The 25,147-nt window shown below is 43.2% G+C and carries 21 protein-coding genes; 11 read left to right on the top strand and 10 right to left on the bottom strand.

Features of this window, described 5'->3' with window-relative positions:
* Nucleotides 1-70 precede the first annotated feature (70 nt).
* From purH to MTO98_RS04900, 4 genes are all read right to left on the bottom strand, one after another.
* Nucleotides 71-1,597, bottom strand: a complete 1,527-nt coding sequence (purH, locus tag MTO98_RS04885; RefSeq protein ID WP_243485495.1) for a bifunctional phosphoribosylaminoimidazolecarboxamide formyltransferase/IMP cyclohydrolase — start codon at nt 1,595-1,597, stop codon at nt 71-73.
* 150 nt (nt 1,598-1,747) lie between these two features.
* The gene (locus MTO98_RS04890) at nt 1,748-2,113 is read right to left on the bottom strand and encodes a four helix bundle protein (RefSeq protein ID WP_243485496.1); all 366 of its coding nucleotides are present in this window, start codon (nt 2,111-2,113) and stop codon (nt 1,748-1,750) included.
* A 95-nt stretch (nt 2,114-2,208) separates the two neighbouring features.
* Nucleotides 2,209-2,787: a phosphoribosylglycinamide formyltransferase gene (gene purN, locus MTO98_RS04895; RefSeq protein ID WP_243485497.1), complete on the bottom strand. Its 579-nt coding sequence runs from the start codon at nt 2,785-2,787 to the stop codon at nt 2,209-2,211.
* Between the two features lie 113 nt (nt 2,788-2,900).
* Nucleotides 2,901-3,407: a DUF5004 domain-containing protein gene (locus tag MTO98_RS04900; RefSeq protein ID WP_243485498.1), complete on the bottom strand. Its 507-nt coding sequence runs from the start codon at nt 3,405-3,407 to the stop codon at nt 2,901-2,903.
* A gap of 90 nt (nt 3,408-3,497) precedes the next feature.
* Here MTO98_RS04900 and yiaK point away from each other — a divergent pair, with 90 nt between their 5' ends.
* Entirely contained in the window at nt 3,498-4,490 is a 993-nt protein-coding gene (gene yiaK / locus MTO98_RS04905; RefSeq protein WP_243485499.1) for a 3-dehydro-L-gulonate 2-dehydrogenase, read from the top strand.
* Between the two features lie 253 nt (nt 4,491-4,743).
* On the opposite strand, the gene MTO98_RS04910 is transcribed toward yiaK, so the two are convergent.
* Nucleotides 4,744-5,469, bottom strand: a complete 726-nt coding sequence (locus tag MTO98_RS04910) for an RluA family pseudouridine synthase (protein ID WP_243485500.1) — start codon at nt 5,467-5,469, stop codon at nt 4,744-4,746.
* 136 nt (nt 5,470-5,605) lie between these two features.
* Complete coding sequence (panB, locus tag MTO98_RS04915; protein ID WP_243485501.1) at nt 5,606-6,421, bottom strand: 3-methyl-2-oxobutanoate hydroxymethyltransferase; 816 nt, start codon at nt 6,419-6,421, stop codon at nt 5,606-5,608.
* Nucleotides 6,422-6,803: 382 nt separating this feature from the next.
* On the opposite strand from panB, the gene carA reads away from it, so the two are divergent.
* On the top strand, nt 6,804-7,904 hold the full coding sequence (carA, locus tag MTO98_RS04920) for a glutamine-hydrolyzing carbamoyl-phosphate synthase small subunit (protein ID WP_243485502.1): 1,101 nt from the start codon (nt 6,804-6,806) through the stop codon (nt 7,902-7,904).
* A 115-nt stretch (nt 7,905-8,019) separates the two neighbouring features.
* Nucleotides 8,020-8,517, top strand: coding sequence for a helix-hairpin-helix domain-containing protein (locus MTO98_RS04925; protein WP_243485503.1), 498 nt, complete (start codon nt 8,020-8,022; stop codon nt 8,515-8,517).
* 199 nt (nt 8,518-8,716) lie between these two features.
* On the opposite strand, the gene MTO98_RS04930 is transcribed toward MTO98_RS04925, so the two are convergent.
* Together MTO98_RS04930 and MTO98_RS04935 are read right to left on the bottom strand one after the other, a co-directional pair.
* Nucleotides 8,717-9,577 carry an RNA polymerase sigma factor RpoD/SigA gene (locus MTO98_RS04930; protein ID WP_090528912.1) on the bottom strand — a complete coding sequence of 287 codons (861 nt, stop codon included), beginning with the start codon at nt 9,575-9,577 and terminating at the stop codon, nt 8,717-8,719.
* Nucleotides 9,578-9,912: 335 nt separating this feature from the next.
* A complete protein-coding gene (locus tag MTO98_RS04935; RefSeq protein ID WP_243485504.1) occupies nt 9,913-12,435 on the bottom strand; it encodes an AsmA-like C-terminal region-containing protein in 2,523 nt (840 codons plus the stop codon).
* 141 nt (nt 12,436-12,576) lie between these two features.
* On the opposite strand from MTO98_RS04935, the gene MTO98_RS04940 reads away from it, so the two are divergent.
* From MTO98_RS04940 to MTO98_RS04955, 4 genes are all read left to right on the top strand, one after another.
* Complete coding sequence (locus tag MTO98_RS04940) at nt 12,577-13,251, top strand: NAD-dependent epimerase/dehydratase family protein (RefSeq protein ID WP_243485505.1); 675 nt, start codon at nt 12,577-12,579, stop codon at nt 13,249-13,251.
* A 157-nt stretch (nt 13,252-13,408) separates the two neighbouring features.
* Nucleotides 13,409-14,215 (top strand): alpha/beta hydrolase, encoded by an 807-nt coding sequence (locus tag MTO98_RS04945; protein ID WP_243485506.1) that lies wholly within the window; start codon nt 13,409-13,411, stop codon nt 14,213-14,215.
* A gap of 321 nt (nt 14,216-14,536) precedes the next feature.
* Nucleotides 14,537-15,403: an AraC family transcriptional regulator gene (locus tag MTO98_RS04950; RefSeq protein ID WP_243485507.1), complete on the top strand. Its 867-nt coding sequence runs from the start codon at nt 14,537-14,539 to the stop codon at nt 15,401-15,403.
* Nucleotides 15,404-15,490: 87 nt separating this feature from the next.
* Entirely contained in the window at nt 15,491-16,033 is a 543-nt protein-coding gene (locus tag MTO98_RS04955) for a YbhB/YbcL family Raf kinase inhibitor-like protein (RefSeq protein WP_243485508.1), read from the top strand.
* Nucleotides 16,034-16,403: 370 nt separating this feature from the next.
* On the opposite strand, the gene MTO98_RS04960 is transcribed toward MTO98_RS04955, so the two are convergent.
* A complete protein-coding gene (locus tag MTO98_RS04960; protein WP_243485509.1) occupies nt 16,404-17,897 on the bottom strand; it encodes a family 43 glycosylhydrolase in 1,494 nt (497 codons plus the stop codon).
* A gap of 138 nt (nt 17,898-18,035) precedes the next feature.
* Nucleotides 18,036-18,917: an AraC family transcriptional regulator gene (locus MTO98_RS04965; protein ID WP_243485510.1), complete on the bottom strand. Its 882-nt coding sequence runs from the start codon at nt 18,915-18,917 to the stop codon at nt 18,036-18,038.
* A 305-nt stretch (nt 18,918-19,222) separates the two neighbouring features.
* Between MTO98_RS04965 and MTO98_RS04970 the strand changes: the two genes are divergently transcribed.
* The 4 genes from MTO98_RS04970 to MTO98_RS04985 all read left to right on the top strand — a co-directional run bounded on the left by MTO98_RS04970 (nt 19,223) and on the right by MTO98_RS04985 (nt 25,147).
* Nucleotides 19,223-20,671 (top strand): arabinose isomerase, encoded by a 1,449-nt coding sequence (locus MTO98_RS04970; protein ID WP_243485511.1) that lies wholly within the window; start codon nt 19,223-19,225, stop codon nt 20,669-20,671.
* A 549-nt stretch (nt 20,672-21,220) separates the two neighbouring features.
* Nucleotides 21,221-22,927: a ribulokinase gene (locus MTO98_RS04975; RefSeq protein WP_243485512.1), complete on the top strand. Its 1,707-nt coding sequence runs from the start codon at nt 21,221-21,223 to the stop codon at nt 22,925-22,927.
* A 7-nt stretch (nt 22,928-22,934) separates the two neighbouring features.
* Nucleotides 22,935-23,633, top strand: a complete 699-nt coding sequence (locus tag MTO98_RS04980) for an L-ribulose-5-phosphate 4-epimerase (RefSeq protein WP_243485513.1) — start codon at nt 22,935-22,937, stop codon at nt 23,631-23,633.
* Between the two features lie 2 nt (nt 23,634-23,635).
* Nucleotides 23,636-25,147, top strand: a complete 1,512-nt coding sequence (locus MTO98_RS04985) for a glycoside hydrolase family 27 protein (RefSeq protein ID WP_243485514.1) — start codon at nt 23,636-23,638, stop codon at nt 25,145-25,147.

A 25,147-nucleotide genomic window follows, 5' to 3' on the forward strand; every position in this document is an offset into this window, starting at 1 on the left:
TCTCTACTCTTTAATCAAACGTTTTTAACCGATAAACTACTCACCTAATCAACCCAATCAACCTTTAAATTTAGTGTTTAAAGTGGCGTACGCCTGTAGTAACCATGGCTAAGCCTTTTTCGTTGCACATGGCTACCGAAAGCTTATCATTAATTGATCCGCCTGGTTGTAAAATGGCAGTGATACCTGCTTCGGCAGCTAACTCGGCACAATCAGGGAACGGGAAAAATGCATCAGATGCCATTACCGCACCATTCAGGTCGAAACCAAAACTTTGTGCTTTGATCACCGCTTGCCTAAGCGCGTCAACCCTTGATGTTTGACCAACACCACTCGCCATCAATTGATTATTTTTAGCAAACACAATGGTATTTGATTTGGTATGCTTTACAATTTTGTTGGCGAAGTACAAATCTTTTAATTCGGCCTCGGTAGGAGCTTTTTCGGTAACGGTTGTCATTTGGGCTGGGCCTTCAATAACTGCATCTTTATCCTGCTCAATTACACCGTTCAATAAAGTTTTGAAATGTTTAACGGGCAGTTCAACCGGCTGGCGAACCAATAGGATGCGGTTCTTTTTGCCTGAAAGGATTTTTACGGCCTCATCTGTAAACGCCGGAGCGATCAGCACTTCATAAAATAATTTGTCGATCTCAGTAGCTGTTTCAGCGTCTATCTCGGCATTGGCAATAATTACGCCGCCGAAGGCAGAAACCGGGTCGCAAGCCAAAGCATCAATCCAGGCTTGTTTAATGGTTGAGCGGGTAGCTACACCACAAGCATTGGTATGTTTAAGGATGGCGATGGTAGGCTCGGTAAACTCATCGATGATGGCAACAGCAGCATCAACATCAACCAGGTTGTTGTATGAAAGCTCTTTACCGTTCAGTTTGTTAAACATGGCATCAAGGTTACCATAGAATGTACCTTTTTGATGCGGGTTTTCGCCGTAACGTAAAACCTGGCTGGTTTGGATACTTTGTTTAAATACCGGAAGCGGTTCGGCCTCGTTAAAATAGTTGAAAATATGAGTATCGTAGTTGGACGATATGTTGAATGCTTTTTGAGCAAATGAGCGGCGCTGATCAATTGTGGTAACACCATCCTGCGTTTTTAGGATATTTTCCAGACCGGCGTAGTCATCTTTTGAAGCTACGATCACTACATCTTTAAAGTTTTTTGCAGCTGCGCGAATCAAAGAAATACCGCCGATATCGATCTTTTCGATAATATCTTCGGCGCTGGCACCTGATGCTACGGTTTCTTCAAACGGGTACAGATCAACAATCACCAAATCAATTTCAGGAATTTCGTATTGTGCTATTTGCTGTTTATCGCCATCATGATCTCTGCGGGTTAAAATACCACCAAAAACCTTAGGATGCAGTGTTTTAACACGGCCACCAAGGATAGAAGGATATGAAGTAAGGTCTTCAACCGGGATCACATTTACACCTAAATCACGGATAAAAGTTTCGGTACCACCGGTTGAATAGATATTTACACCAAGGCGGTTTAACTCATGAATAATGGGCTCTAAGTTATCTTTGTAATAAACAGAAATTAAAGCATTTTTTATTTGAACTGACTGGCTCATGTACACGCTGTTTTTTGAGCCGCAAAGGTAGTAATTAGTGATTAGAGATTGGAGGTTAGAGATTAGTTTTTTTTAATCAATGTTTTTGGAAGCTATTGGAGGTTAGAGATTTGGAAATACTCTTCTTGAAAAGTGTGTTTTTTGAAGGTGTTAATTGTCGAGTTGCTTCTTTAGATAGGAAATATATCCATTAATCATGCGCATGCATTCCTCACAATCTTGCCGCAGGCTGCTTAAAGTTTGGTCATCTATGAGGCTGTTATCAAAGGCAATTATCAGATGGTCGATAGTTTCGGCCGCGGATCCACGGGCATTTACAAGAAATTTGGAGGCATCTAAATAATGAAATCTGCCGTGTCCTTCGGCAATATTGTTCCCGATAGAACGGGATGAACGAATAATTTGATCTGTTAAGCGATATTTTTCCTCCGCAGGAAACGCTTTAACTAATTCAGTGATGTTGTTTCGAAGTACACGGGCCTTTTTCCAAACCTCGAGATCAGTAAAAGCCCCCATAAAGTATCCTGAAACTTAGATTTTTTTAATAAACGTAACCTTAAAACTAAAAAGAAAGCCTAATCTCTAACCTCCAACCTCAAATCTCTCAATAATCAACTCTTCATTTTCTTCAACAGCGCCTCTACTACTTTTGGGAAATGATTATGCTCCAGCTGCTGCCCTTTAAATTTTACGATCTCAAGGGTATCTCCTGGTTCTATCTTGAATTTTGATTGGTGGATGATCTCGCCTTCGTCAAAGTTTTCGTTTACAAAGTGGATGGTTATGCCACTTTCTTCTTCTTTATCTTCCAGTATTTTGCGGTGTACATTATCGCCATACATGCCTTTGCCGCCGTATTTAGGTAACAGGGCAGGGTGCAGGTTAATGATCTTATTAGGGAATGCTTTTAATAATGATTGTGGTACAAGCCATAAAAAGCCGGCAAGTACAATCAAATCAACCTGCAGGTTTTTTAGCAGACGGATAACGTCGTCCGTTTCATAAAATTCGTGACGGCCAAAAATATGTGATGGTACTTCAAAATTATCGGCACGCTGTAAAACGTAAGCTTGCGGGTTATTGGTAAGTATCAGTACAACTTCAGCATCGGCATTGCGTTTAAAATGCTCCATCAGTTTTTGAGCATTTGAACCCGAGCCTGAAGCGAAAATGGCAATTCGTTTTTTCATCGATAATATGTTTTTCAACGGAGATGAACCTAAATAGTTTCATCAGGCTGATTATTTACTTGTTATTGAAACTATTATAATAAAACCATTTTACAATTTAAAACTATTTTATGTTACTGGGTTGCGGTTATTTTTTGCCTTATAAACCCGTAGCGCATAATGCGCCTTTTTTTTGTTGCCGAATAATTGGGTTCAACATCTCCTGTTTCCAATACCATCGAATAATTACCCAAGGTAACTATTTTAGTGTTCTCAAACGGCTTTGAAGTACCGCCCGATGCTTTGGTGGTATCCTTGCATACAATATCTGAAATTAAAAATAGTTTATTGTCTGTAAGCGACCATCTTCCCTTTACAGTATCAGGGTTACATTGAAAGTTAGTGTAACTGCAGGAATTGTCGGCGTTGAAAGTAAAAAGCTGGATATCTTCGCATGTTTGATTTAGGGTATCTAACGAAACCTGGGCATCACCAACATAATTGGTAACGGTTATGGAGGCCAATTGCCAGTTACCGGCTAATAATCCGGGTATATGGCTTAAGTTATCTTTCTTGCATGAATTAACGATCAGTGCAATGCTTACTACAAACAGGAAAAATAACAGCGCAGTTCTTTTCATTTAATTAATGGCAAAATTATAAATTATGGTTGATTACCTTGCATCAGTACACTGTAATAAACGTTATAAATAAAATTTATTTCAAATTCTATGCGTGTTCCATTTGAAAAGCTTAAAGCAGAATTTAAAAGAGTATTATCAGAACTTGCTTTTGCTGAGAATAAAGCCGAAGTTATAGCAACTGTTTTTGCCGAAAATAGCAGGGACGGCGTTTATACCCATGGCTTAAACCGGTTTCCTGTTTTTGTTAAATATGTTAAAGATGATCTTATAAATATTAATGCCGATCCCGTTAAGCTAAATGCCTTTGGGGCCATTGAACAATGGGAGGGTAACCTTGGGCCGGGAATTTTAAACGCACGTTTTGCCATGAACAGGGCAATAGAGCTTGCTGCAGAAAATGGCATAGGCTGTGTGGCAATAAAAAATACCAATCATTGGATGCGCGGCGGCACATATGGCTGGCAGGCTGCAGAAGCCGGTTTCATTAGCATTTCTTTTACCAATACTATTGCTAACCTACCGCCTTGGGGTGGGGTCAGTCCACGGCTTGGTAATAATCCGTTGGTTATTGCCGTGCCCCGTAAAAATGGACCTGTTGTTTTAGACATGGCTATATCCCAATATGCTGTGGGGAAATTAAAACAATATGAGGCTAATAATAACGAGCCGCTTCCGCTGCCCGGCGGTTATGACAATGAAGGAAAACTTAGTACCGATGCTGCTGCAATATTAAAGTCGGAACGGTTACTGCCTGTTGGGTTTTGGAAAGGATCGGGATTATCACTGGTGTTGGATGTGTTAGCTACTGTATTAAGCGGGGGCAAGTCTACTGCCGAAATAACTAAAAGCGAACAGGAATCGGGTATATCCCAGGTTTTTATTTGCATCAAACCTAATGGCAGCGAGCAAACCGAAAGCCTGATCAATGAAATTATTGATTATACCAAAACCAGTTTGCCCGAATATGAAGGCGCTTCAATTTCTTATCCCGGCGAAGGCACTTTAAGAACAAGAGAGAAGAATTTAAAGGAAGGTGTTCCGGTTGATGAGCGGATTTGGAACGAGGTGTTGAATATGTAGATAAGGTTATGCGGCGGGAATGCTATATAAATTTGCCTGTGGTTAGTGTTGCCACTATAGATGTTTGGAAAATGAAACTATTTAAACCCATGTCATTGCGAGCGCAGCAATCTCGTAGCTAATGCATGTCCGCTCTGTATAGCTACGAGATTGCTTCGTCGTTCCTCCTCGCAATGACATGGTTTTTTTGCCACCATTTTCAACTGATCTGCATCTTCCCAGCACTTGTGGTGTTTCCACGGCCCCACACAAATCAACCCACCATCATCCCCTCAAATTTTTCCCAAAAACCGTCACGCGGAACAGGAGCAATAATGGCAACAGGCTCGTTTTTCACCGGGTGTACAAAAGTTAGCTTCCGGGCATGCAAACAAATGCTTTTGCGCAGGCTGCCGCGTGGGTAACCATATTTATTATCGCCCACAATAGGGCAACCAAGGGTTGAAAGCTGCACCCTGATCTGGTGCGGGCGACCTGTTATCGGGTCAACCTCAATCAAATAATATCCATTTAGCTCGCCGACAAGTTTATAACTTAACTCTGAGCGTAAGCTTCCCTGCACTTCGCGGTCATGGGCTTTGGTTACGTTTTTTTGCGAGTTTTTTACCAGCCAGTGTACCAGGGTGCCCTCCTCGGGGAAAGGTTTTTTGCGCACTACTGCATAATAAGTTTTATGCATTTCGCGGGCTTTAAACATTTTGTTGATCCTGTCGAGTGCTTTGCTGGTTTTAGCAAAAAGGATCACACCGCTTACCGGCCTGTCCAACCGGTGTACTACACCTAAAAATGCGCCGTTAGGCTTGCTGTATTTTTGGGCTATGTATTTTTTAACCTTTTCATCAAGTGGCTCATCGCCGGTTTCATCAACCTGTACAATATCGCCCGCGCGCTTGTTTATGCCAATAAGGTGGTTGTCCTCATACAGAACATCCTTATCGGTAATATCGTTACTGGTATAATTAAATTCGGGACGAGGCATTTTTATTTCGGATTTCGGATGTTCGATTTCGGATTTAATTTTTGATTTGCAAATCCTGCATCTTTATTTTTAGATTGTAGATGTGCCAATTCCGATTTATTCATCATCTGAAATCTGCACATCTATAATCTGCACATTAATACTGTTCCTTTTCGTTAGGGAAGCTGTTGCTTTTTACGTCGCTATTATAATTTTTGATAGCGTCGTGCATAATATCGTACATGTTGGAGTACTGACGTAAAAAGCGCGGCTTAAAGCCTTTGTTAATCCCCAGCATATCGTGAATCACCAGTACCTGTCCGTCGCAATGCTGACCGGCACCAATACCTATGGTTGGGATCTGGAGGCTTTCGGATACTTCCTGTGCTAATTTAGCCGGGATCTTTTCCAGCACTATGCCAAAGCAGCCAAGCTCCTGCAGCTTAAGGGCATCTTCGCGCAGCTTTTGCGCTTCGGCTTCATGTTTGGCTCGTACAGTATATGTTCCGAACTTATATATAGATTGCGGCGTAAGACCAAGGTGTCCCATTACCGGGATCCCGGCTGTCAGGATGCGGCTAACCGATTCGGCTATTTCAACGCCACCTTCAATTTTAACAGCATGTGCCCCGGCTTCCTTCATAATGCGGATTGCTGAATTTAATGCTTCCTTCGAGTTGCCCTGGTATGATCCAAAAGGCAAATCGACAACCACCAATGCACGCTTGGCTGCACGTACTACAGATGCTGCGTGATAGATCATCTGATCGAGCGTGATTGGCAATGTAGTTTCGTGACCAGCCATCACATTGGAAGCAGAATCGCCAACGAGGATGATATCCGTTCCGGCGTCATCAACTATAGTAGCCATCGAATAATCATATGCGGTAAGCATAGAGATCTTTTCGCCACGAACCTTCATCTCCTGGATGGTATTGGTGGTGATACGCTTTATTTCTTTATTTACAGACATTGATAAATGTTTTATCGCAGTGCAAAGGTACGTATGATTTCGGATTTCGGAATTTTGATTTCGGATGTGATTTTTTGATTTCGGATTTCGGAATTTCGATTTCGGATTTTTCTATTTTTTGATTTGCTCAAGGATTACTCTCCAATAAATAAAACCGAAATCCCACATCCGAAACGGCGCAGCCCTCTTGAACGCCGTTGAATACTATTAATGGTGAAAAATCCGAAATAAAAAATTCCGAAATTCCACATCCGAAATCCGAAATTATTTCCTACTTTTGCGCCGTGAATCCGGAAGTTCCTTACTTCATTATTTCTATCAGTTTTCACGGGGCTTTGAACCAGGCGATCCGATCATTTAACCCTTTCAATTTTTTTAAGCGATGAACTATTTGACCAAATTACCGGCTATATTGCTGCTTGCTGATGGCACCGTTTTTTACGGAAAAGCTGCGGGCAAAATGGGTACTACTACCGGCGAGATTTGTTTTAATACCGGCATGACCGGCTACCAGGAAATTTTTACCGACCCTTCGTATTTTGGGCAAATTATGGTGACCACCAATGCGCACATTGGTAACTACGGTATTGCCAATGAAGAAGTTGAATCGGGCAGGATCCAGATTGCAGGTCTGGTTTGTAAAAACTATAACATCGCATTCAGCCGTAAACAGGCAGATGAATCAATACAGGATTATTTCCAGGAGCAAAATATTGTAGGTATCTCTGATATCGATACCCGCCAGCTTGTTCGCCACATTCGTGATAAAGGTGCTATGAACGCCATTATTTCATCAGAAATATTGGATCTTGATGAGCTGAAGGCTAAGCTTGAGCTGGTACCTTCAATGGATGGCCTTGAGCTTTCATCGCAGGTATCAACTACCGAAACTTATACTTTTGGCAGCGAAGATGCTCCTTACCGTGTAGCGGTGCTTGACCTTGGCGTAAAGAAAAACATCCTTCGCAATTTTGATTCGCGCGAAGTTTATGCTAAAGTATTCCCGGCAAAAACTACTTACGCCGAAATGGAAAAGGATTTTGCCCCTACAGGCTACTTCATTTCAAACGGCCCCGGCGATCCATCGGCTATGCCTTACGCAGTTGAAACTGTAAAAGAAATTTTAGCTGCTGATAAGCCAATGTTTGGTATTTGCTTAGGTCACCAGTTATTGGCTTTGGCTAACGATATCCCAACACAAAAAATGTTTAACGGTCACCGCGGTTTAAACCACCCGGTAAAAAATATCATTATTAACCATTGCGAGGTTACTTCACAAAACCACGGTTTTGGTGTAGTACCGGATGCTGTTCGTGCTTCAGAAAAAGTGGAAATTACCCACGTTAACCTGAACGATCAGTCGATAGAAGGGATCCGCGTAAAAGGTAAAAAGGCATTTTCGGTACAGTATCACCCGGAATCATCACCTGGTCCGCATGATTCAAGGTATTTGTTTGATGACTTTATCAAGCTGATGAAATAAATTGCAGATGTGCAGATTTTAAATGTGCAGATGCCGAAAGCCTTTCAATTTAGTTTGGAAGGCTTTTTTGTTTTTCAGGATTCCTTTATAACTTAGTTGTATACCTGCCTGAATTATGAAGAAATCAATTAACCTGCTTTTATCAGCAGAAGAGAAAGCTATTCTCCGTGCCCAAAAAACTAAAATAGCCGATCTCGTAAGTTTCGCGCCGGATGAAATAGGAATGATATTAAATGCGGATACTGAACGTGCCCGAGAGATCAATGCGCTTATTGAATTTCAAAGTATTCCGTCATTAGGGATTAATTTTGCAACGGAGCTGATACAGCAAGGGTATTATTCGTTAGAACAATTAAAAGGTAGAGATCCTGTTGAACTGTTTAATGCATTTGAACGGCATGTGGATGCCTGGGCCGATCCTTGTGTAGAGGATTCATACCGGTTACTTGCCCATTATATAAAACATGGTGATACAGGTAAAAGCTGGTGGCATTTTACTGCCGAACGGAAAGCTTACCGGGCTCAATATGGTTTCCCTGCGGATAGGCCTGCTAAGGCATGGTACGAGTTACCGCAATATCGCAAGGGGAAGGAGTTTGTAGGGGGGAAGTAGAGATGTCGCTGTCTCGATCAGTAAAAAAAATATGTCATTGCGAGCGCAGCGTGGCAATCGCTTGCTGTACAGGGCGGCCATGCCTCCGTGCGATTGCCACGCTGCGCTCGCAATGACATGACTTTATATCACAAAAAAAACGCGAATGATTTACTCATTCGCGTTTTTGGTATAAAAACTCAGGCGGATATATCCTGGATTAGTTTAAGTATGATTGCAACAGGTTTGATTTTGAATTGTGACGTAAACGCATCAGAGCCTTGTCTTTCAACTGGCGAACACGCTCACGGGTTAAATCAAATTTTTCACCTATTTCCTCTAACGAGTGAGGTGCATGGCCACCAAGGCCAAAGAATAACATTAATACTTCGCGGTCGCGCTCGGCTAAAATGCCTAACGAACGTTTAATTTCCTGTGATAATGAATCGGCCATTACTTCGGTATCGGTTGCAGCATCAGAGCTGGCCAATACGTCAAGCAAAGTGTTTTCTTCACCCTGGATAAATGGTGCGTCCATTGAAATCTGGCGACCGGCATTATTCATCGAATCGGCAATTTTATCAACCGAAATTTCCAGGTTGTCTGCAAGTTCTTCGGGTGTTGGTTGTCTTTCAAATTCCTGCTCCAGTTTTGAAGCTGCTTTGTGAATTTTGCTTAGTGAACCAATTTGGTTCAGTGGCAAACGCACAATACGCGATTGCTCGGCAATGGCCGACAGGATTGACTGACGGATCCACCATACGGCATATGAAATAAATTTAAATCCTTTGGTTTCGTCAAAGCGTTTTGCTGCTTTAATTAAACCAAGGTTTCCTTCGTTTATTAAGTCGCCCAGGGTTAAGCCCTGGTTTTGGTACTGCTTAGCAACCGATACCACAAAGCGAAGGTTTGTTTTTGTCAAACGTTCTAACGCTACCTGGTCGCCCTCACGGATCTTTTGCGCCAGGATCACTTCCTCTTCAGCAGTGATCAAATCTACCTTGCCAATATCATGCAGGTATTTTTCGAGCGATGCTGATTCACGGTTAGTGATTGATTGGGATATTTTAAGTTGTCTCATTTTTTAATACAGATTATTAAGCTAAAAACGGTTCAATAAGATACATGTGCCGGGTTAAACAACCGGAGATAAAACAGACTACATTAAACTTTGCTTCCTTCTTTTTTTGTGAACCCGGGATAGTATTTATATTTTTAAAACGAGGGTTTGCTACTGATATTATTGCTGTAAGGAGCGAGCGGTTTAAAAGTTTTAAAATAATGTGCTAACCAATAAATGTTTAATCAACATATTACTCTACATTGAACAGCACAAAGATAAGCATTTATTTGCTATTATAGTGTCATTTAAACACCATGAAACAACGGTTAAAGTGAAGATAATATGAAGTTGATTTAATCTTTAGCCGGTTCAGGTGTTTGCTGGTTATCGTCTGTCTTCTGGTCGTCATCATTCTGCTTGGTTTTTTTGTGATTTTTATTCCATTTTATTTTTATTTTACCATCATCGCCATCGGTGGCAAGTATGTGTAAAACAATGCCTTTCATACGTTTTTTATTACGTTCGGTTTCGTCTTCAATTTTGCTGTCGTTTTTGGGGTTACGCAAAGGAACATCAAGAGCTATGTTTGTGCCTCGCGATAATGAATAAGTACCCTCCACATCCATATTGAGCACACTTGAATTAATTTGCATGGGGGCTATTTTGATCTTATCGCCGTTGATATCAAACTGGGCCTTCAGATCGCCAAATGTTATATTGTCCAGATCCCTGAAAGGAAAAGCAAACTTGCCCACACTTTTTATTGGCGAGAAATTAACTAATGCGCCTTCCTTTAAATTAACCATCGCAGTACCTCTTATCGACTTGGGTACCAGGTTCCCCGCATTATTAATTCCCCCTTTAATATCGGCCCTTGCCGAAAGGAAACCACGCAGGTTATCACTCGTAAAATCCTTTAGTCCGAAGTTATTAAACGATGCGAAAAAAGTATTAGTATTTACATTTTCAATAGTGGTACTTATTGCAAAATTGTTGGTTGGACCTTGCAATACCAGTCCGGCCATTTTTAATGAGCCGCCTGCACTTTTGAGGTTCACATTACGCACCTTCATGGAGTTATCGGCCAGTAAAATATCGGCTGTTACATCGGTAGCTAAAAACTTTTTGTAGTAAAGTTTTGCTACGCGGATGTGCAGTTCGGCTTGCCCTTTATCAAAAGCGGTGTTTAGCTGGCTGGTCATCTTTTTACTTGCCGACCGGCTCATACCCTTGCTGTTGCTGCTGTTACTGCTGCTTTGTTCTGATCCTCCCCGGCTATTCAGAAAGCTTAAAAATTCGCCCAAACGAATTTCAGGACTGGTAATTTGCCACACTATAACGATTTTTTCGGGGGCGTTGTAATATGAATTTAAAAAGTTACTCACCTTACCCTGCATGTTAACTATGCTGCTGCCATTTTGCAGGCGGATATTGTTTATATAAAGATCTTTTTCGGTAAACTTTAGTGCAATGGAATTGTTTTTAAACACTAACCCACGGGGTATATAATTCACATCGGCATTTTTGATATCAACATTGCCAGTTATCAACGGTTTGGTGAATTTGAAATTAACAATATCGGCTTTATAGGCCAGTTTAAGGTCGGCAATGCCTTTGGTAAACCTCAGGCTTTCATCTCCAATAACAGAGTTAAGCTTGCTGACCGGAAAACGCGAGCGGAAGATTCCTGTAGCCACCGGTGTATTCAGGTTATTAATAAATGCAGTATCAATGGTGAAGGGGATATCCTTATAAGTACCGTTAAAATGGTAAAGCTTTATTACAGAATTTTCATCGCCCAGGCCTTTACCGTCAATATAGTTATTGCTGAAAATACCCTTGAAACTACAGTTCTCAATAGTGCCGCCCTGGGTTTTCAAAACATTGTCCTTTACTTTAGCCGTAACATAAATGGAGGGATCTCCGCCACCGCCAAAGCTCCCTTTCAGGTCGCAGGTAACATCGATAGGTTTTGTAAGGTCGAACATTTTGAGGCTTTTGGTGATGTTGGCAGCCAGTAGGTTAGCGGCGCTGGTCCACAAAATATCATTAACCTTCAGGTTGATAGTAAATGGGGTTTCGGGCTTTTTAAGTTCAAATTTGGCGGCAACGTTAAAAGCGTCATCTCCTATATTTAAATTATTAGGTGCCACATTAATAACCTGCAAATCATAGTCATAGCTGATATCAAAATGTCCTTTCAATAACCTGTTTTTCATGAAGCTCCCTTTTTTTGTATTAAAGGAAAAGCTGTTTGCCATGGCGTTGAGGTCGATAGCCGCATTCCATGCTTTATTGGGGTAATCCAGACGGCCCTGAATGTCATTTACCGCAAATTTGAACAGTTTGTAGGCATGGCGGTCATCAACCACAAAATTCACCTTGCTTAATGAAAACCTTCTGATTTGCGTTGACGAGCTGGTTTGTTTCTCTTTCGGGTCTTTTTCAACTTTTGGTTTTGCTTTAAATATCGATGTATTGCTGTAGCCGGTGCTGTCGGTAAACAGATCAATGTCGGCATTGCTGATATCTATTTTATTGATCACTACTTCGCCTTTAATCAAAGCCGATGCATTTACTGATACTTCAAGGTCTTTAGCGGTAAGTAATGTATGATGATGTTCGGCCCAGCGATTATCTTTCAACACCACATCTTTCAACTCCACGGATACACCGGGGAAGCCTTTAAATAGTGTTGGGTCAATGGTACCGATGGTTAAAGTACCGTTCAGGTTTTTATTAAGCTCGGATGTGATCATGGCAAGCACCTTCTGCTTGTTATAACTAACATACACAGTTAAGGCAACGAACAGAATTATAATTAAACCCACAAGCGCTCCGGCGATCTTTAAGGTTATCTTTAACCATTTAGGCATTTCAACTAATTTATTGTTAAAGCGTTATGGTTATATAATTGTTTGTATTGTAACATATAATTAACACGCGGTATAGGAATAGGAAAATAAATCTGCAATAAGGTACAATATTTTTTAGGTATAATCGGCTACATCAGTATCATGGAAACAACTAATAAAATAAAGGCAGTCATTACAGGCGCTACCGGCATGGTAGGCGAAGGCGTACTGCACCAATGTTTAATGAGCGATAAGGTTGAAACCGTATTGGTGATCAACCGTAAACCCTGCGGCTTAACACATCCTAAGCTTAAGGAAATCATTCATGCCGATTTTTTTAACCTTACGCCAATCCAGGATCAGTTAGAAGGTTATGATGCCTGCTTTTTTTGTTTAGGGGTTTCCTCTGTAGGCATGAGCGAAGAAGCTTATTATAAAGTAACCTACCTGCTTACCATGCACGTGGCCGAAATTCTAAGCCGTATTAATCCTGATATGACATTTTGTTATATATCGGGTGCCGGTACCGATAGTACAGAAAGCGGTAGCAGCATGTGGGCCAGGGTAAAAGGCAAAACCGAAAACGACCTCATGAAACTGCCTTTTAAACAGGTATTTAATTTCAGGCCGGGCTTTATGAAAAGTTTTAAGGGCGCAAAAAATACACTTTCGTTTTATAAATACATCAGCTGGATGTATCCCATAGGCCGCCTCATTTACCCTAAAGGCTTTATTACGCTGGAAGAAGTTGGCAAGGCCATGATCAATACGGTGAACCGTGGTACCGGCCGCTGGATCCTTGACGGAAAGGATATTGTAGCCATGGCCCACGGATAGCCGGTTATGATATACAGATAGCATCGTCATCAAAAGCCGATATGTCGTTACTGTAGTTGATTTGTTTTTCTGATTAAGTTTCTGATTTTTAGTTTATTATGTTTTTGGATTGAGATTTGAATTGATATGCTAATAACACTAATCAACAACATTATTTGTGAAAACTAAACTCCGAAACAAAATGGAAACCAAATCATTAAAAAGCTGCCTGAATAAATATTTAGTTGCAGTAATTATTTTATCAGGCAGCCTGTTTGCGTTTAATAACGCTGCCCGGGCGCAGGTTAAAAACATTGTATTAGTTCATGGCGCTTTCGCCGATGGCTCGGGCTTTAAGGCCTTGTATGAAATTCTTACAAAAAAGGGGTACAATGTTACCGTAGTCCAAAACCCATTGACCTCGCTTAAAGATGATGTTGATGCAGCTAACCGGATCCTGGATAAACAGGATGGCCCAACGGTTTTGGTTGGCCACTCTTACGGCGGTACAGTAATTACCGAAGCCGGGAATAATTCAAAAGTAGTAGCACTGGTTTACATCGCCGCTTTTGCACCAGATAAAGGCGAAAATACCATAAAGTGGGTGCAATCGGCCCCTCCGGCACCTGAAAATGGAATTTTGCCTCCGGATGATAAAGGTTTTGTTTACTATGATAAAGCTAAATTTCATGGTGGTTTTGCCGGCGATTTAAGCAAGACGGAAGCCGATTTTATGTTTGCATCCCAGGGGCCAACTTCAGTTCAGTGCTTTATAACTCCTGTTGCCGAGGCCGCGTGGAAAACCAAGCCGAGCTATGGTATAGTTGCTACAGAAGACAAAAGTATTGTGCCCGACGTTGAACGTACCATGTACAAACGTGCCAATGCTAAAATAACCGAAGTGAAGGGTAGCCATGTGATCTTCATTTCACAGCCCGAAGCCGTTGCCAAAGTAATTATTGAAGCAGCAAACGGCGTTAAGTAAAAGGTAGTTTTTGTTACAGTTTAAGCGGAACCGGCGATTGCCTGTCCCGCTTTTTTATTGATATAATTGTTAGTTTTACTGTATAGGTGTTCGGAAGATTTTTGAGCAAGCGATATGTGATCCCCTCCCTTGGGAACCAAATTTTTAAATTCCCCTCTTGAGAGGGCGCGCGATAGGAAAGAGCGGTAGCAGAGGTGTGTTTATGCGATAGAATATTAAAGCAGAAACACACCCCCTCCACCCCTCTCAAGAGGGGAATCGCACAAGCCCTTGCTTGAATTATCTTCCGAACACCTATGGTTTTACCCCTAATAATCATCAATGGACGCCATAACCGTACCCGAAGCCGTTAAAGATAAACCGCAAATAAAAGCAGGCGAGATCTCTTTTGTATACTACCGGGAGCGGGGCGACCTGTTCAAAAACCAGGTGGTTTTTAATCAGTGTGCTATCAGTTTTGTACTTAACGGACAAAAGGAACTTTACCGCCATGCCGATTGTACAGTCATCAGGCCCGGCCAGGGCTTGCTGATTCCCGAGGGTAACACCCTGATTGCGGAGCATGTGGTAAAGGGGACTTCAAGAGATGAGCTATATAGCAGCTTCATCGTCTTTTTTCCACAGCGGCTGATAGCCGATTTCTTTTCAAAGCACTGTATTAGCACGAAAAATACGCTGCCTGATATGCCGCCTTACATACTTTTTTCAAATACTACATATCTTAACGAATATTTAAGGGGAGTTAGAGTTTTGGTTGATGGGGGGCAGCAACTTTCATACCCGGTAGCACTTCATAAACTGGAGGAATTGCTGCTCATTATTTATGAACTATATCCGGTACAGTTGATCGCTCTTTTTGGCGAAGGGCAAGATACCACAGGTTTATCACTGCAAAAACTGGTTGAAAATAATCTGTTTAATAACCTCACGCTTGATGAGCTGGCATTTTTGGCCAACCGAAGCCTGTCGTCATTTAAACGCGATTTTGAGAAAGCTTACGGCTTATCCCCTCAAAAATATATCCGCGACAGGAAACTGGAATCGGCCTGTGCCGAACTGAAGAAAGGCCGTAAGGCCAGCGAGCTTTATGGAACTTATGGCTATGAAAACCTGTCCAATTTTAATACGGCTTTCAAAAAAAAGTTTGGCGTAACCCCGGCAACTTATGGCCAGCAGGTTGTAGTTTGAGCCTCCTGCACTACTATTTGAACCGTTTGCAATAACAGTATAATCAGCTGCAAAGGCAACTTTGTAGTGTAATTAAATACTGTTATTATGAAAATGATCTTCTCCTTATTAGTAGGCCTTCTTATAACTAAGGCCGCATTTTCCCAAACGTTTACGTTAAAAAGCGCCGACCTTGGCGGGCAGTTCAGCAATGAATTTGTTGCCGGTAATTTTGGTTGTAGTGGCGGTAATAAATCGCCGCAATTAAGCTGGATCAACGCGCCGGAAGGTACCCAAAGCTTTGCGATAACTATGTATGACCCGGATGCTCCAACTGGTAGCGGCTTTTGGCATTGGGTTATGGTAGATATACCTGCAAATGTTCATGAATTAAAGCAAGGTGCCGGCGATGTTAAAAGCGGCATAGCCCCACAAGGAAGTTTGCAAAGTATTAATGATGTAGGTGCCCCCGGCTACCAGGGCCCATGCCCGGGAGTCGGCGAAGGCGATCATCGTTATTTGATCACCGTATACGCTTTAAAAACAGCTAAGCTGGGTACAACGCAAGCTTCAACAGCGGCTTTAACGGGTTTTATGCTGGGTAAGCAATTGTTGGCCAAAGCCTCGTTGATAGTTTATATGAAAAGATAGCCAAAGCAGTTATGGGTTAAACAATTCCCTCCCTCGGGTTTAAGTTAACCCACAAAATTCACCAACCTGAATTTCAACACGAGGCACCTACGGAGCCGGGAAATATGCCCCTTTTGCGCTATAAACACGCGGCCCCGATGGAGCCGGTAATATTTACAACATAACGAATATGGCCGACTTGCCAAGCGGCCTCAGAGAGGCCACGTGTTTATAGACAAAATTCAAACAGATATTGGACTCCAGCGGAGTCTCGTGATCGTAAACTTGCTTTCCAAGCACTGCTTAGCGCGCACTTAGATTTTGTGGGTTAACTTAAACCCAGGGGAGGGAATCGCACAATCTCTCGCTTTTATTATTTCAACGCTCGTTTCTACCTGATCGCAACCTGCAATTTAAGCACCCTGTTCTTCTCCGTTGAAAAACTTGCCCCGCCGTCATTGCTTATCGATGCCACATTATTTGGATCGGTTAAAATATCGCTGTAAGCAAAACCATAGCATCCCTTTGTAGTAACCGATTTGATGACAACAGCGTACCGCTTACCGGCAATCACAGGAATGTTGGGCTTTACCGCAATATTTCTGGCCGACCAGGAAATGGAATCAACAGTTAAAGTAGCAGCAGACAATGCATTGCCCGTAGGCCGCCCGGCATTGTCAAGCTCAAACACCTCGACAGATAAGCCCGCGTCTGGATGCCCTGTTTGAAATGTTGTAAAGCTGATGCCGGCTAAAGTACCGCTTTTGCTTGCCGTGAAAGTTTGTGAGCGCTGAACATTTTTGCCGATATCGCAGCCGGTTGTAAAATCTTCGGTTGGTTTGTTAGAAACGGAGTTCCTGGTGAAATTGGCTGTTTGCTCGCATTGCATCGGGTTGATGGAACCATCGGCTGCAAAGGTTAACGGAGCCCAATAAAAGTTTGCCAGTGCTTCATTTTTTGCAGCATTGTTCCACAAGTCGCTGCCAAAAAGGAAAATGGTTTCTGAGTTCAGCTTAATAGTTGATACAAACGACGGCTGGCCTCCGCAGGAATTATCACTGATCTTTATCCCATCCGACCATGGCCCCAGTGGCGACGGTGCTGTACGATAAGATGCGCCTGTGCCTGAGCAATAACCACAATTTGGGTCGGAATAAATGAGGTAGTATTTGCCTTGACGTTTAAACAGGGCAGGGGCTTCGGTATTACCGTTAGTAATTGATTTTACATGTTGGCCGGTGCCAGTTAAATAGTCGGCGCTTAGTTTTTCAATTACAATGCTGCCTTTGGTGCGCCAGTCGGTATAGGCCAAATAGCCGGTGCCGTCATCATCGACAAAGGTATCATGATCGCCGTTGTTTAGCCCAGCCACCGGCATTTCGCTGTTTACAGCCAGGGTTGGTTCTTTAACTTCGGTGAAAGGGCCAACCGGGGTTTTGCTTGTGAATACCCGGTAGCCTACGCGGTTATCATAAACGTTGATCCACAGTACGTAGCGTTTTGTTTTTTTATTGTAGATGACATGCGGGCGAAAGCAGCCATAAGTTTTGCCATCGCAGCGGGTTTGCCAAACAGGTGTTTGGGCATCAAACATAAAGCCCCTGTCGGTCCAGTGCTGCAAATCGGTTGATGAATACGTTTTAAAGCCACAAAAGGGCGCAGTTTTATTTCCCCACTCAAAACCGCAATCATAACTGGTGCCGTACAGGTAGTACACCCCGTTAAATAAAGCTATCTCACCATCATGCGCATCAACAGCATTGCCAAGGTTGTCAAATTTGGTTACCTGCCTGCCGTTTTTGTCGAAATTTTTAATGCTTTGCGCCGCTGTAAACCGGGCAGCGAAAATGATGGCTATAAAGCTAAGCAGGATAAGTTTTCTCATTGGTTTTTTTATTGTCGATCTGTGGCGCTACTTCACCGGCGCAAAACAGGTATCATAAGTTGAACCAAATTTATCCCATAGCATGAAAGCATCGGTTACACTTTTTGATATTAGGTTTATCATTTATGATAGCAGGTTTTAAGGATCTCCCAATGCCCGTTTCCGGTAATCGGTAGGGGCAATGCCCGTTTTTTCTTTAAACAGTTTTGAGAAATAGAAATACGATTCAAACCTGAGGTCGTAAGCAATTTGTTTAATGGGGATCGAAGGATCGTTCAGCAACTCTTTGGCACGGTCAATTTTTAACTGGATGTAATATTGCCCCGGCGATAACCCCGTATGGTTTTTAAAGGCTTTCCTGAACCACGAATAACCTACACCCAATTGAGACGCAGCCTGCTCTGGCGAAAAATCGGCAGCTATATTTGACCGGAACAACAGTCTTGCCTCATTGATCAATACTTCGCGGCCGTCGCTCACTGCGTTTTGCCTGCTCACAGCATGAAAACTCCCCAGCAAATGCATTACTGCACCTGATATCTGGGGTTGATAACCTGTATCTTCCTGTTGTGTTTTTTCGATAATACTGTTAAAAAGGGCAAAAATATTTTCATTGAAACCGATGCTCAGGCAAGGCGCTTCAGGTTTAAAGAAACTTTTATCAATAAGGTTGTCCATCACTTCGCCTTTAAAACCTATCCAATATTCGTCCCACCCGGTTTTCTCGTCAGGTTTATACCGGTGCCGCTCTCCCGGAAACAGGACAATTACACTGCCTGCCTTTACTTCGATCCGTTTACAGCTGTCAGATTCAAAAAGACCTTTCCCCCGGGTAATATAAATTACCTGGTATTCGTTCAGTACCCGGCCTGTGTGCCAGTTAAAATAATGGTGTGCCGGATGCGCTTTGCCGGGGTATGAGCCTGATGCCTCTATATGGGTGCACCCGGTATTCAAAACACATAATCCCCAGTTTTCATCTTCCTTACTTACGGGCAGGTATTTGTAGTAATTGATCATATGGTAATGATTGCAGGCATCAATAAATACATCTTAAATATCAAAATGTGTATTGATGCCGTGGTTTATATGGCAATATTTGACTCACACCAAATTATGATGAGTCGTCTAAATCAATATTCGTTACAGAGCGTGTATAACGCTGGTTCCCATTTAAAAATTCGTTATGTATATTGTATAACACAAACGCTCCGCCCCTAAAGTGGAAAAATAACCTGTTTTAAACAACATCTAAATTAATATTAGTTTTATAGTTTTCTAATTATCAGCCAAATCCACCCATCCCTAAATAATTAAACCTCAAAATGAATACCTTCAGCAAACAAATAACCTCCGGACTTAAAATAGGACTTTTTGGCATAGGACTTAATACTTATTGGGATCAGTTTGAGGGACTTGAGCAGCGGCTTTCGGGCTACGTGGATGAAGTGGCAGATAAATTGGCCGGCTTTGGTTCGGGAGTGGTTAATCTTGGATTGATAGATACGCCGCAAAAAGCATTTGAGGCCGGTAGCCGTTTTCGTCAGGAAGATGTTGACCTGATTTTTCTGTATGTTACTACCTATGCGCTGTCATCAACCGTACTGCCTGTTGTAAAAAGGGCCAAAGTACCGGTGGTGATCTTGAACCTTACACCGGGAGCAGCTATCAATTATACAGCATTCAACAAAATGGATAACCGTACAGCAATGACCGGCGAATGGCTGGCCTACTGCTCTGCCTGTCCGGTACCCGAAATTGCCAATGTGTTTAAACGGGCTGCTATCCCGTTTTACCAAATAACGGGTATGCTGCATAGCGACCCGCATGTTTGGCAACAGGTTGAAGAATGGATAGCCGCAGCTAAGGTTGCTCATACCATGTACCATAACACACTGGGGGTTATGGGGAATTATTATGGTGGAATGCTGGATATCTACTCGGACCTTACCTTGCAGTGCGCCACATTTGGCGGACATATTGAAATTATGGAGGTTGATGAATTATCCGGTTTACGCGATACAGTTCAGCAGGTTGAACTGCAGGATAAGATCAATGAATTTCATGAACGCTTTGACATCCAGCCTGATTGTTCAGACTTCGAGCTTGAGCGCGCGGCAGCAACAGCCGTTGCCTTAGATAAATTGGTGGCCAAATATGGCCTGGGTTCTATGGCTTATTACCACAAAGGCACCGGCAATGCAGTTAATGAGAATACCATGAGTTCGGTGATCCTGGGTAATTCGCTGCTCACTGCTGCGGGTATCCCGGTAGCTGGTGAGTATGAGATCAAAAACGCCCAAGCCATGAAAATAATGGACAGTTTTGGCGTAGGTGGTTCTTTTACAGAATACTATGCCATGGATTTTAACGACGATGTTGTGCTGATGGGGCATGATGGCCCATGCCACCCGGCCATTGCCGAAGGCAAGATCAAAGTAAAACCATTGCAGGTTTATCATGGAAAGGTAGGCAACGGCCTTTCGGTCGAAATGTCTGTAAACCATGGCCCTGTTACCATGCTTTCGGTTGTGGAGACGGCAGGCGGCAAGATCATCTTCCTGGTAGCCGAAGCTGAATCGGTACCAGGGCCGATATTGGAGATAGGTAATACCAACAGCCGCTATAAATTTACCATAGGGGCCAGGGCTTTTGTGGAGACCTGGAACTCACACGGTCCTGCGCATCACTGTGCCGTAGGCAAAGGGCATATCGCATCAAAAATTAAAAAACTGGGCGATTTGTTGGGGGTGGAGACGGTGAAGGTTTGTTGAGAGTAGGTTGTTTTATTGTAGATAAAAGCTTTGGATGCCCGTTTTAGGAGGCACCTACGGAGCCTGAAATCTTTCTCATTTATACTATAAACACGATACTCCTCTGGAGTGTGAAAAGCATGAACCTGTAAAGCTCCGGCGTTTTGCAGGTTATAGATTCTGCGCAAATTTACTTCCTCCGGCTCCATAGGAGCCACATGTTTATAGGAAAAGTTGCATCCTAATAATAGGCTCTGTAGGAGCCTCCTTGGCTCTGAATTTTATAAGATAAGTAACATTATTGTTCGGAAATTAAACGTTTTACCATTCCAAAACGGCGAATCCGCTTTATTTTGATGTTTTTATATTGTTAAAACAACACTAATTATTGCTTCCGGGTTTATTCTCTTTCACAACCATTTTTAGGGTTGTTTTGCCTGTGTAGTAACTTTTTTACAGGGTTGCTGGTCTTGCTATGCCATTAATGCATTTTATCCGAATAAAATTTTAAATAAAATTTCTCTTTGTCAAAAATTAAGTGTTATTTCGACAATAATTATAAATCTTTATATGAGCAATAACCAATTAGTGATCGGTGTCGATTACGGTTCCGATTCCGTGCGCTCCGTTATAGTGAACGCGGCCAATGGAGAAGAAATAGCATCATCAGTATTTAATTATCCCCGCTGGCGTGATGGCAAGTATTGCGTACCTGCCGAAAATCAGTTTCGCCAGCATCCGCAGGATTATATCGACGGACTTAAAGCCACCATTAAAGATTGTATAGCACAGGCCGGCGGCGAGGCCATCGCAAAAAATATAAAAGGCATTTCTGTTGATACCACCGGCTCAACCCCTGTAGCGGTTGATGCCACCGGTACCCCGCTTGCCCTAACTCCGGGTTTTGAAACTAACCCCAATGCCATGTTTGTATTGTGGAAAGATCATACCTCGGTTAAAGAAGCAGCGCAGATCAACGAGCATGCTACAAAATTTGATACCAATTATTTGAAATATGTTGGCGGCATTTACTCATCTGAGTGGTTTTGGGCCAAGTTACTACATGTGCTAAGGGTTGATAAAAGCGTACGTGATGCCGCTGCCTCATGGGTGGAGCATTGCGACTGGATCCCCTTCCTGTTAACAGGTGGTAGCGATGTTAAGGCTATTAAACGCGGCCGTTGTTCTGCAGGGCATAAAGCCCTTTGGGCCGAGGAATTTGACGGTCTGCCTCCTGAAGAATTTTTTGTTTCCCTTGATCCGCTACTGGCTGGTTTCAGGGATAAATTATATGAAGATACATACACTGCCGATGAAGCAGCCGGAAACCTCAGCGCAGAGTGGGCGGAGATATTGGGACTCTCAACCGATGTAGTTGTAGGTACCGGCGCTTTTGACGCGCACATGGGCGCTGTTGGTGGCCAGATTGAACCTTACCACCTGAGTAAGGTAATGGGTACCTCAACCTGCGATATTTTGGTGGCCCCATCGTCAGAGATGGAAGGCAAGCTGGTACGCGGGATCTGCGGGCAGGTTAACGGCTCTGTTATCCCGGGCATGGCAGGTTTAGAAGCTGGTCAATCAGCCTTTGGCGATACTTATGCCTGGTTTAAAAACATCCTGGCCTGGCCATTAAATAACCTGCTTTCACAATCGCAGGTAATTGACGCGGCTACTGCCGAAGCTTTGAATGAAGAAATTTCTGAAATGATCATCCCAGAACTCAGCAGGCAGGCAGCATTATTGCCAATTGAAGAAAACAATGAGCTGGCTATTGATTGGTTTAATGGTCGCCGTACGCCCGATGCTAACCAGGAATTAAAAGGCGCTATCACAGGTTTAGGTTTGGGCAGCGATGCACCAAGGGTATTCCGTGCATTGGCCGAGGCTACCTGCTTTGGTGCCAAAAGCATTGTCGACCGCTTTATCAGCGAAGGTATCCCGGTAAAAGGCATCATTGGTATTGGCGGTGTGGCTAAAAAATCATCTTTCGTGATGCAAATGATGGCCGATGTTTTGGGCATGCCTATCCGCATTCACCAGTTTAAACATACCTGTGCTTTGGGCGCGGCGATGTTTGCAGCGGTTGTAGCAGGAATTTACCCAACTGTTGAAGAAGCCATGGCTGCTATGGGTCGTGGTTTTGACGTAGTATACGAGCCAAACATTGCGCTGAAAGAAGTATATCAGCAGCGTTATAATCAATACAGCACATTAGGCAGGTTTGTTGCCGCTGAGGTTGCCCTGAAAAATAATCCTGAACTGCAAAACGCATAATAACAAAATGAGTAAATATGATCATATAAGGCTTAGTGCCTATAATGCCAACATGCAGCTGCCTAAACTTGGCCTTGTGCTGTTCACTTTTGGCAACGTAAGCGCTGCCGACAGGGAATTGGGCGTATTCGCCATTAAACCAAGCGGCGTACCTTATGAAGACCTTTCGCCGGAGAAAATGGTGATTGTTGATTTTGACGGAAATACTGTTGAAGGTGACCTACGCCCATCAAGCGATACCAAAACACATGCTGTGCTATACAAACACTGGGATGGCATCAACGGTATTGTGCACACGCACTCTACCTACGGAACCGCCTGGGCACAGTCGCAACGTGATATCCCTATCTTTGGTACCACCCATGCCGATCATTTAACGGTTGATATACCATGCGCCCCACCCATGAATGATGAAATGATCAAAGGCAACTACGAGTACCAAACCGGTTTCCAGATCATGGAATGCTTTGAAGAAAAAGGACTGGATTATAAAGAGGTTGAAATGGTATTGGTGGGTAACCATGCACCATTTACCTGGGGCAAAACTGCCGAAAAAGCGGTTTACAACAGCGCCGTGCTGGAAGCTGTTGCCCAAATGGCCTACCTCACCGAGCAAATTGATAAAAGCGCCCCACGCTTAAAAGATGCGCTGATCAAAAAGCATTACGAACGCAAACACGGACCTGATTCATATTACGGACAATAAATATGAGAAAGATGGAAACTTTTTTAGCTCCCCTCTCGAGAGGGGACGCGGAGGGAAAGAGCGATAGCAGGGGTGTGTTATACCAGCGGTATAGCAAAGCGGAAAAACACACCCCTCCACCCCTCTCGAGAGGGGAATCGCACATCCCTCGCTTTTTTAAGTACGCCGCTTTTTTCCTGCTGCTTTGTTTTTTCGCCTGCACCCGGTTATCGGCACAGGTAGCAGCTACACCGCCTATGGGCTGGAACAGTTATAACTGTTTTGGTTCGGCAGTACATGAAGATGAAGTTAAGGCCAATGCCGACTACATGGCAGAACATCTCAAGCAACATGGCTGGGAGTATGTAGTTGTGGATTTTTTATGGTCGTACGATAACCCTCCGGGAAGTAACATCGGCAACCCATTCCAGTTACGTTTACAGGATGGCTCATATGTGCCATGGCTTACTATGGATAAATGGGGCCGTCTTACACCTCAGCCTACCAAATTCCCATCGGCTTTTGGCGGTAACGGTTTTAAACCGCTGGGCGATTATATCCACAGTAAAGGTTTGAAATTTGGCATCCACGTTATGCGCGGTATCCCAAGGCAGGCCGTTTGGTCAAAATCGCCGGTAAAAGGAACCAATGGCATCACTGCCGATATGGTGGCCGATACCAACTCAAAATGCCCATGGATGAACCATATGTATGGTTTGGATATGAAAAAGCCTGGTGCGCAGGAATACCTGAACTCGCTGCTGGAGCTTTATGCCTCATGGGGAGTTGATTTTATTAAGGTGGATGACCTTTCGCGCCCATACAGTAATGCAGAGGTTGAAGGTTACCAGAAAGCCATTCAACAATGCGGCAGGCCGGTTGTGCTAAGCCTTTCGCCCGGCGAAACCCCGGTTGCACAGGCTGCACATGCTACCAAATATGCCAATATGTGGCGCATGGCCGATGATTTTTGGGATAACTGGAAAGAGATCTTGCATATGTTTGATTATGCCAAAAGCTGGGAAGGCGTAAGCGGCCCCGGTCACTGGCCCGATTGTGATATGATCCAGATCGGTAAGCTGAGTAAACGTGGTCCGGTAGGACAGGAGCGCTTCAGTCGCTTTACCGAGGATGAAGAGTATACCCACATGACGTTTTGGAGTATCTTCCGCTCGCCCCTGATGATAGGCGGCAACCTGCCCGAAAACCGCGATTTTGAGTTGAATCTTTTTACCAATGACGAAGTAATTGCGGTAAATCAAAAAGGATCAAGTCCAAAACAACTATACAAAAAAAATGGTGCTATGATCTGGTATTCACAGATCCCAGGCAGTAAAGACATTTATGCGGCCTTTTTCAATATCGGTGATGATGACAAATCCGTAGCCTTGAATTTCAAAGACCTGGGCCTGAAAGGTAAAGTAACTGTACGCGACCTGTGGAAAAAGCAGGATGTTGGCCAATATAAAGCAAGCTATCAGCAAAAAATTAACAAACACGGTGCGGCGCTATTCAGGCTGTCACCAAAAAACTAA

Origin of the sequence: Mucilaginibacter sp. SMC90 (assembly GCF_022811725.1) — a bacterium.
GTDB lineage: Bacteria > Bacteroidota > Bacteroidia > Sphingobacteriales > Sphingobacteriaceae > Mucilaginibacter.

Coding starts and splice junctions, on each gene's coding strand:
- purH (WP_243485495.1), bottom strand. CDS start 1,597: ATGAGCCAGTCAGTTCAAATAAAAAATGCTTTAATTTCTGTTTATTAC.
- MTO98_RS04890 (WP_243485496.1), bottom strand. CDS start 2,113: ATGGGGGCTTTTACTGATCTCGAGGTTTGGAAAAAGGCCCGTGTACTT.
- purN (WP_243485497.1), bottom strand. CDS start 2,787: ATGAAAAAACGAATTGCCATTTTCGCTTCAGGCTCGGGTTCAAATGCT.
- MTO98_RS04900 (WP_243485498.1), bottom strand. CDS start 3,407: ATGAAAAGAACTGCGCTGTTATTTTTCCTGTTTGTAGTAAGCATTGCA.
- yiaK (WP_243485499.1), top strand. CDS start 3,498: ATGCGTGTTCCATTTGAAAAGCTTAAAGCAGAATTTAAAAGAGTATTA.
- MTO98_RS04910 (WP_243485500.1), bottom strand. CDS start 5,469: ATGCCTCGTCCCGAATTTAATTATACCAGTAACGATATTACCGATAAG.
- panB (WP_243485501.1), bottom strand. CDS start 6,421: ATGTCTGTAAATAAAGAAATAAAGCGTATCACCACCAATACCATCCAG.
- carA (WP_243485502.1), top strand. CDS start 6,804: ATGAACTATTTGACCAAATTACCGGCTATATTGCTGCTTGCTGATGGC.
- MTO98_RS04925 (WP_243485503.1), top strand. CDS start 8,020: ATGAAGAAATCAATTAACCTGCTTTTATCAGCAGAAGAGAAAGCTATT.
- MTO98_RS04930 (WP_090528912.1), bottom strand. CDS start 9,577: ATGAGACAACTTAAAATATCCCAATCAATCACTAACCGTGAATCAGCA.
- MTO98_RS04935 (WP_243485504.1), bottom strand. CDS start 12,435: ATGCCTAAATGGTTAAAGATAACCTTAAAGATCGCCGGAGCGCTTGTG.
- MTO98_RS04940 (WP_243485505.1), top strand. CDS start 12,577: ATGGAAACAACTAATAAAATAAAGGCAGTCATTACAGGCGCTACCGGC.
- MTO98_RS04950 (WP_243485507.1), top strand. CDS start 14,537: ATGGACGCCATAACCGTACCCGAAGCCGTTAAAGATAAACCGCAAATA.
- MTO98_RS04955 (WP_243485508.1), top strand. CDS start 15,491: ATGAAAATGATCTTCTCCTTATTAGTAGGCCTTCTTATAACTAAGGCC.
- MTO98_RS04960 (WP_243485509.1), bottom strand. CDS start 17,897: ATGAGAAAACTTATCCTGCTTAGCTTTATAGCCATCATTTTCGCTGCC.
- MTO98_RS04965 (WP_243485510.1), bottom strand. CDS start 18,917: ATGATCAATTACTACAAATACCTGCCCGTAAGTAAGGAAGATGAAAAC.
- MTO98_RS04970 (WP_243485511.1), top strand. CDS start 19,223: ATGAATACCTTCAGCAAACAAATAACCTCCGGACTTAAAATAGGACTT.
- MTO98_RS04975 (WP_243485512.1), top strand. CDS start 21,221: ATGAGCAATAACCAATTAGTGATCGGTGTCGATTACGGTTCCGATTCC.
- MTO98_RS04980 (WP_243485513.1), top strand. CDS start 22,935: ATGAGTAAATATGATCATATAAGGCTTAGTGCCTATAATGCCAACATG.
- MTO98_RS04985 (WP_243485514.1), top strand. CDS start 23,636: ATGAGAAAGATGGAAACTTTTTTAGCTCCCCTCTCGAGAGGGGACGCG.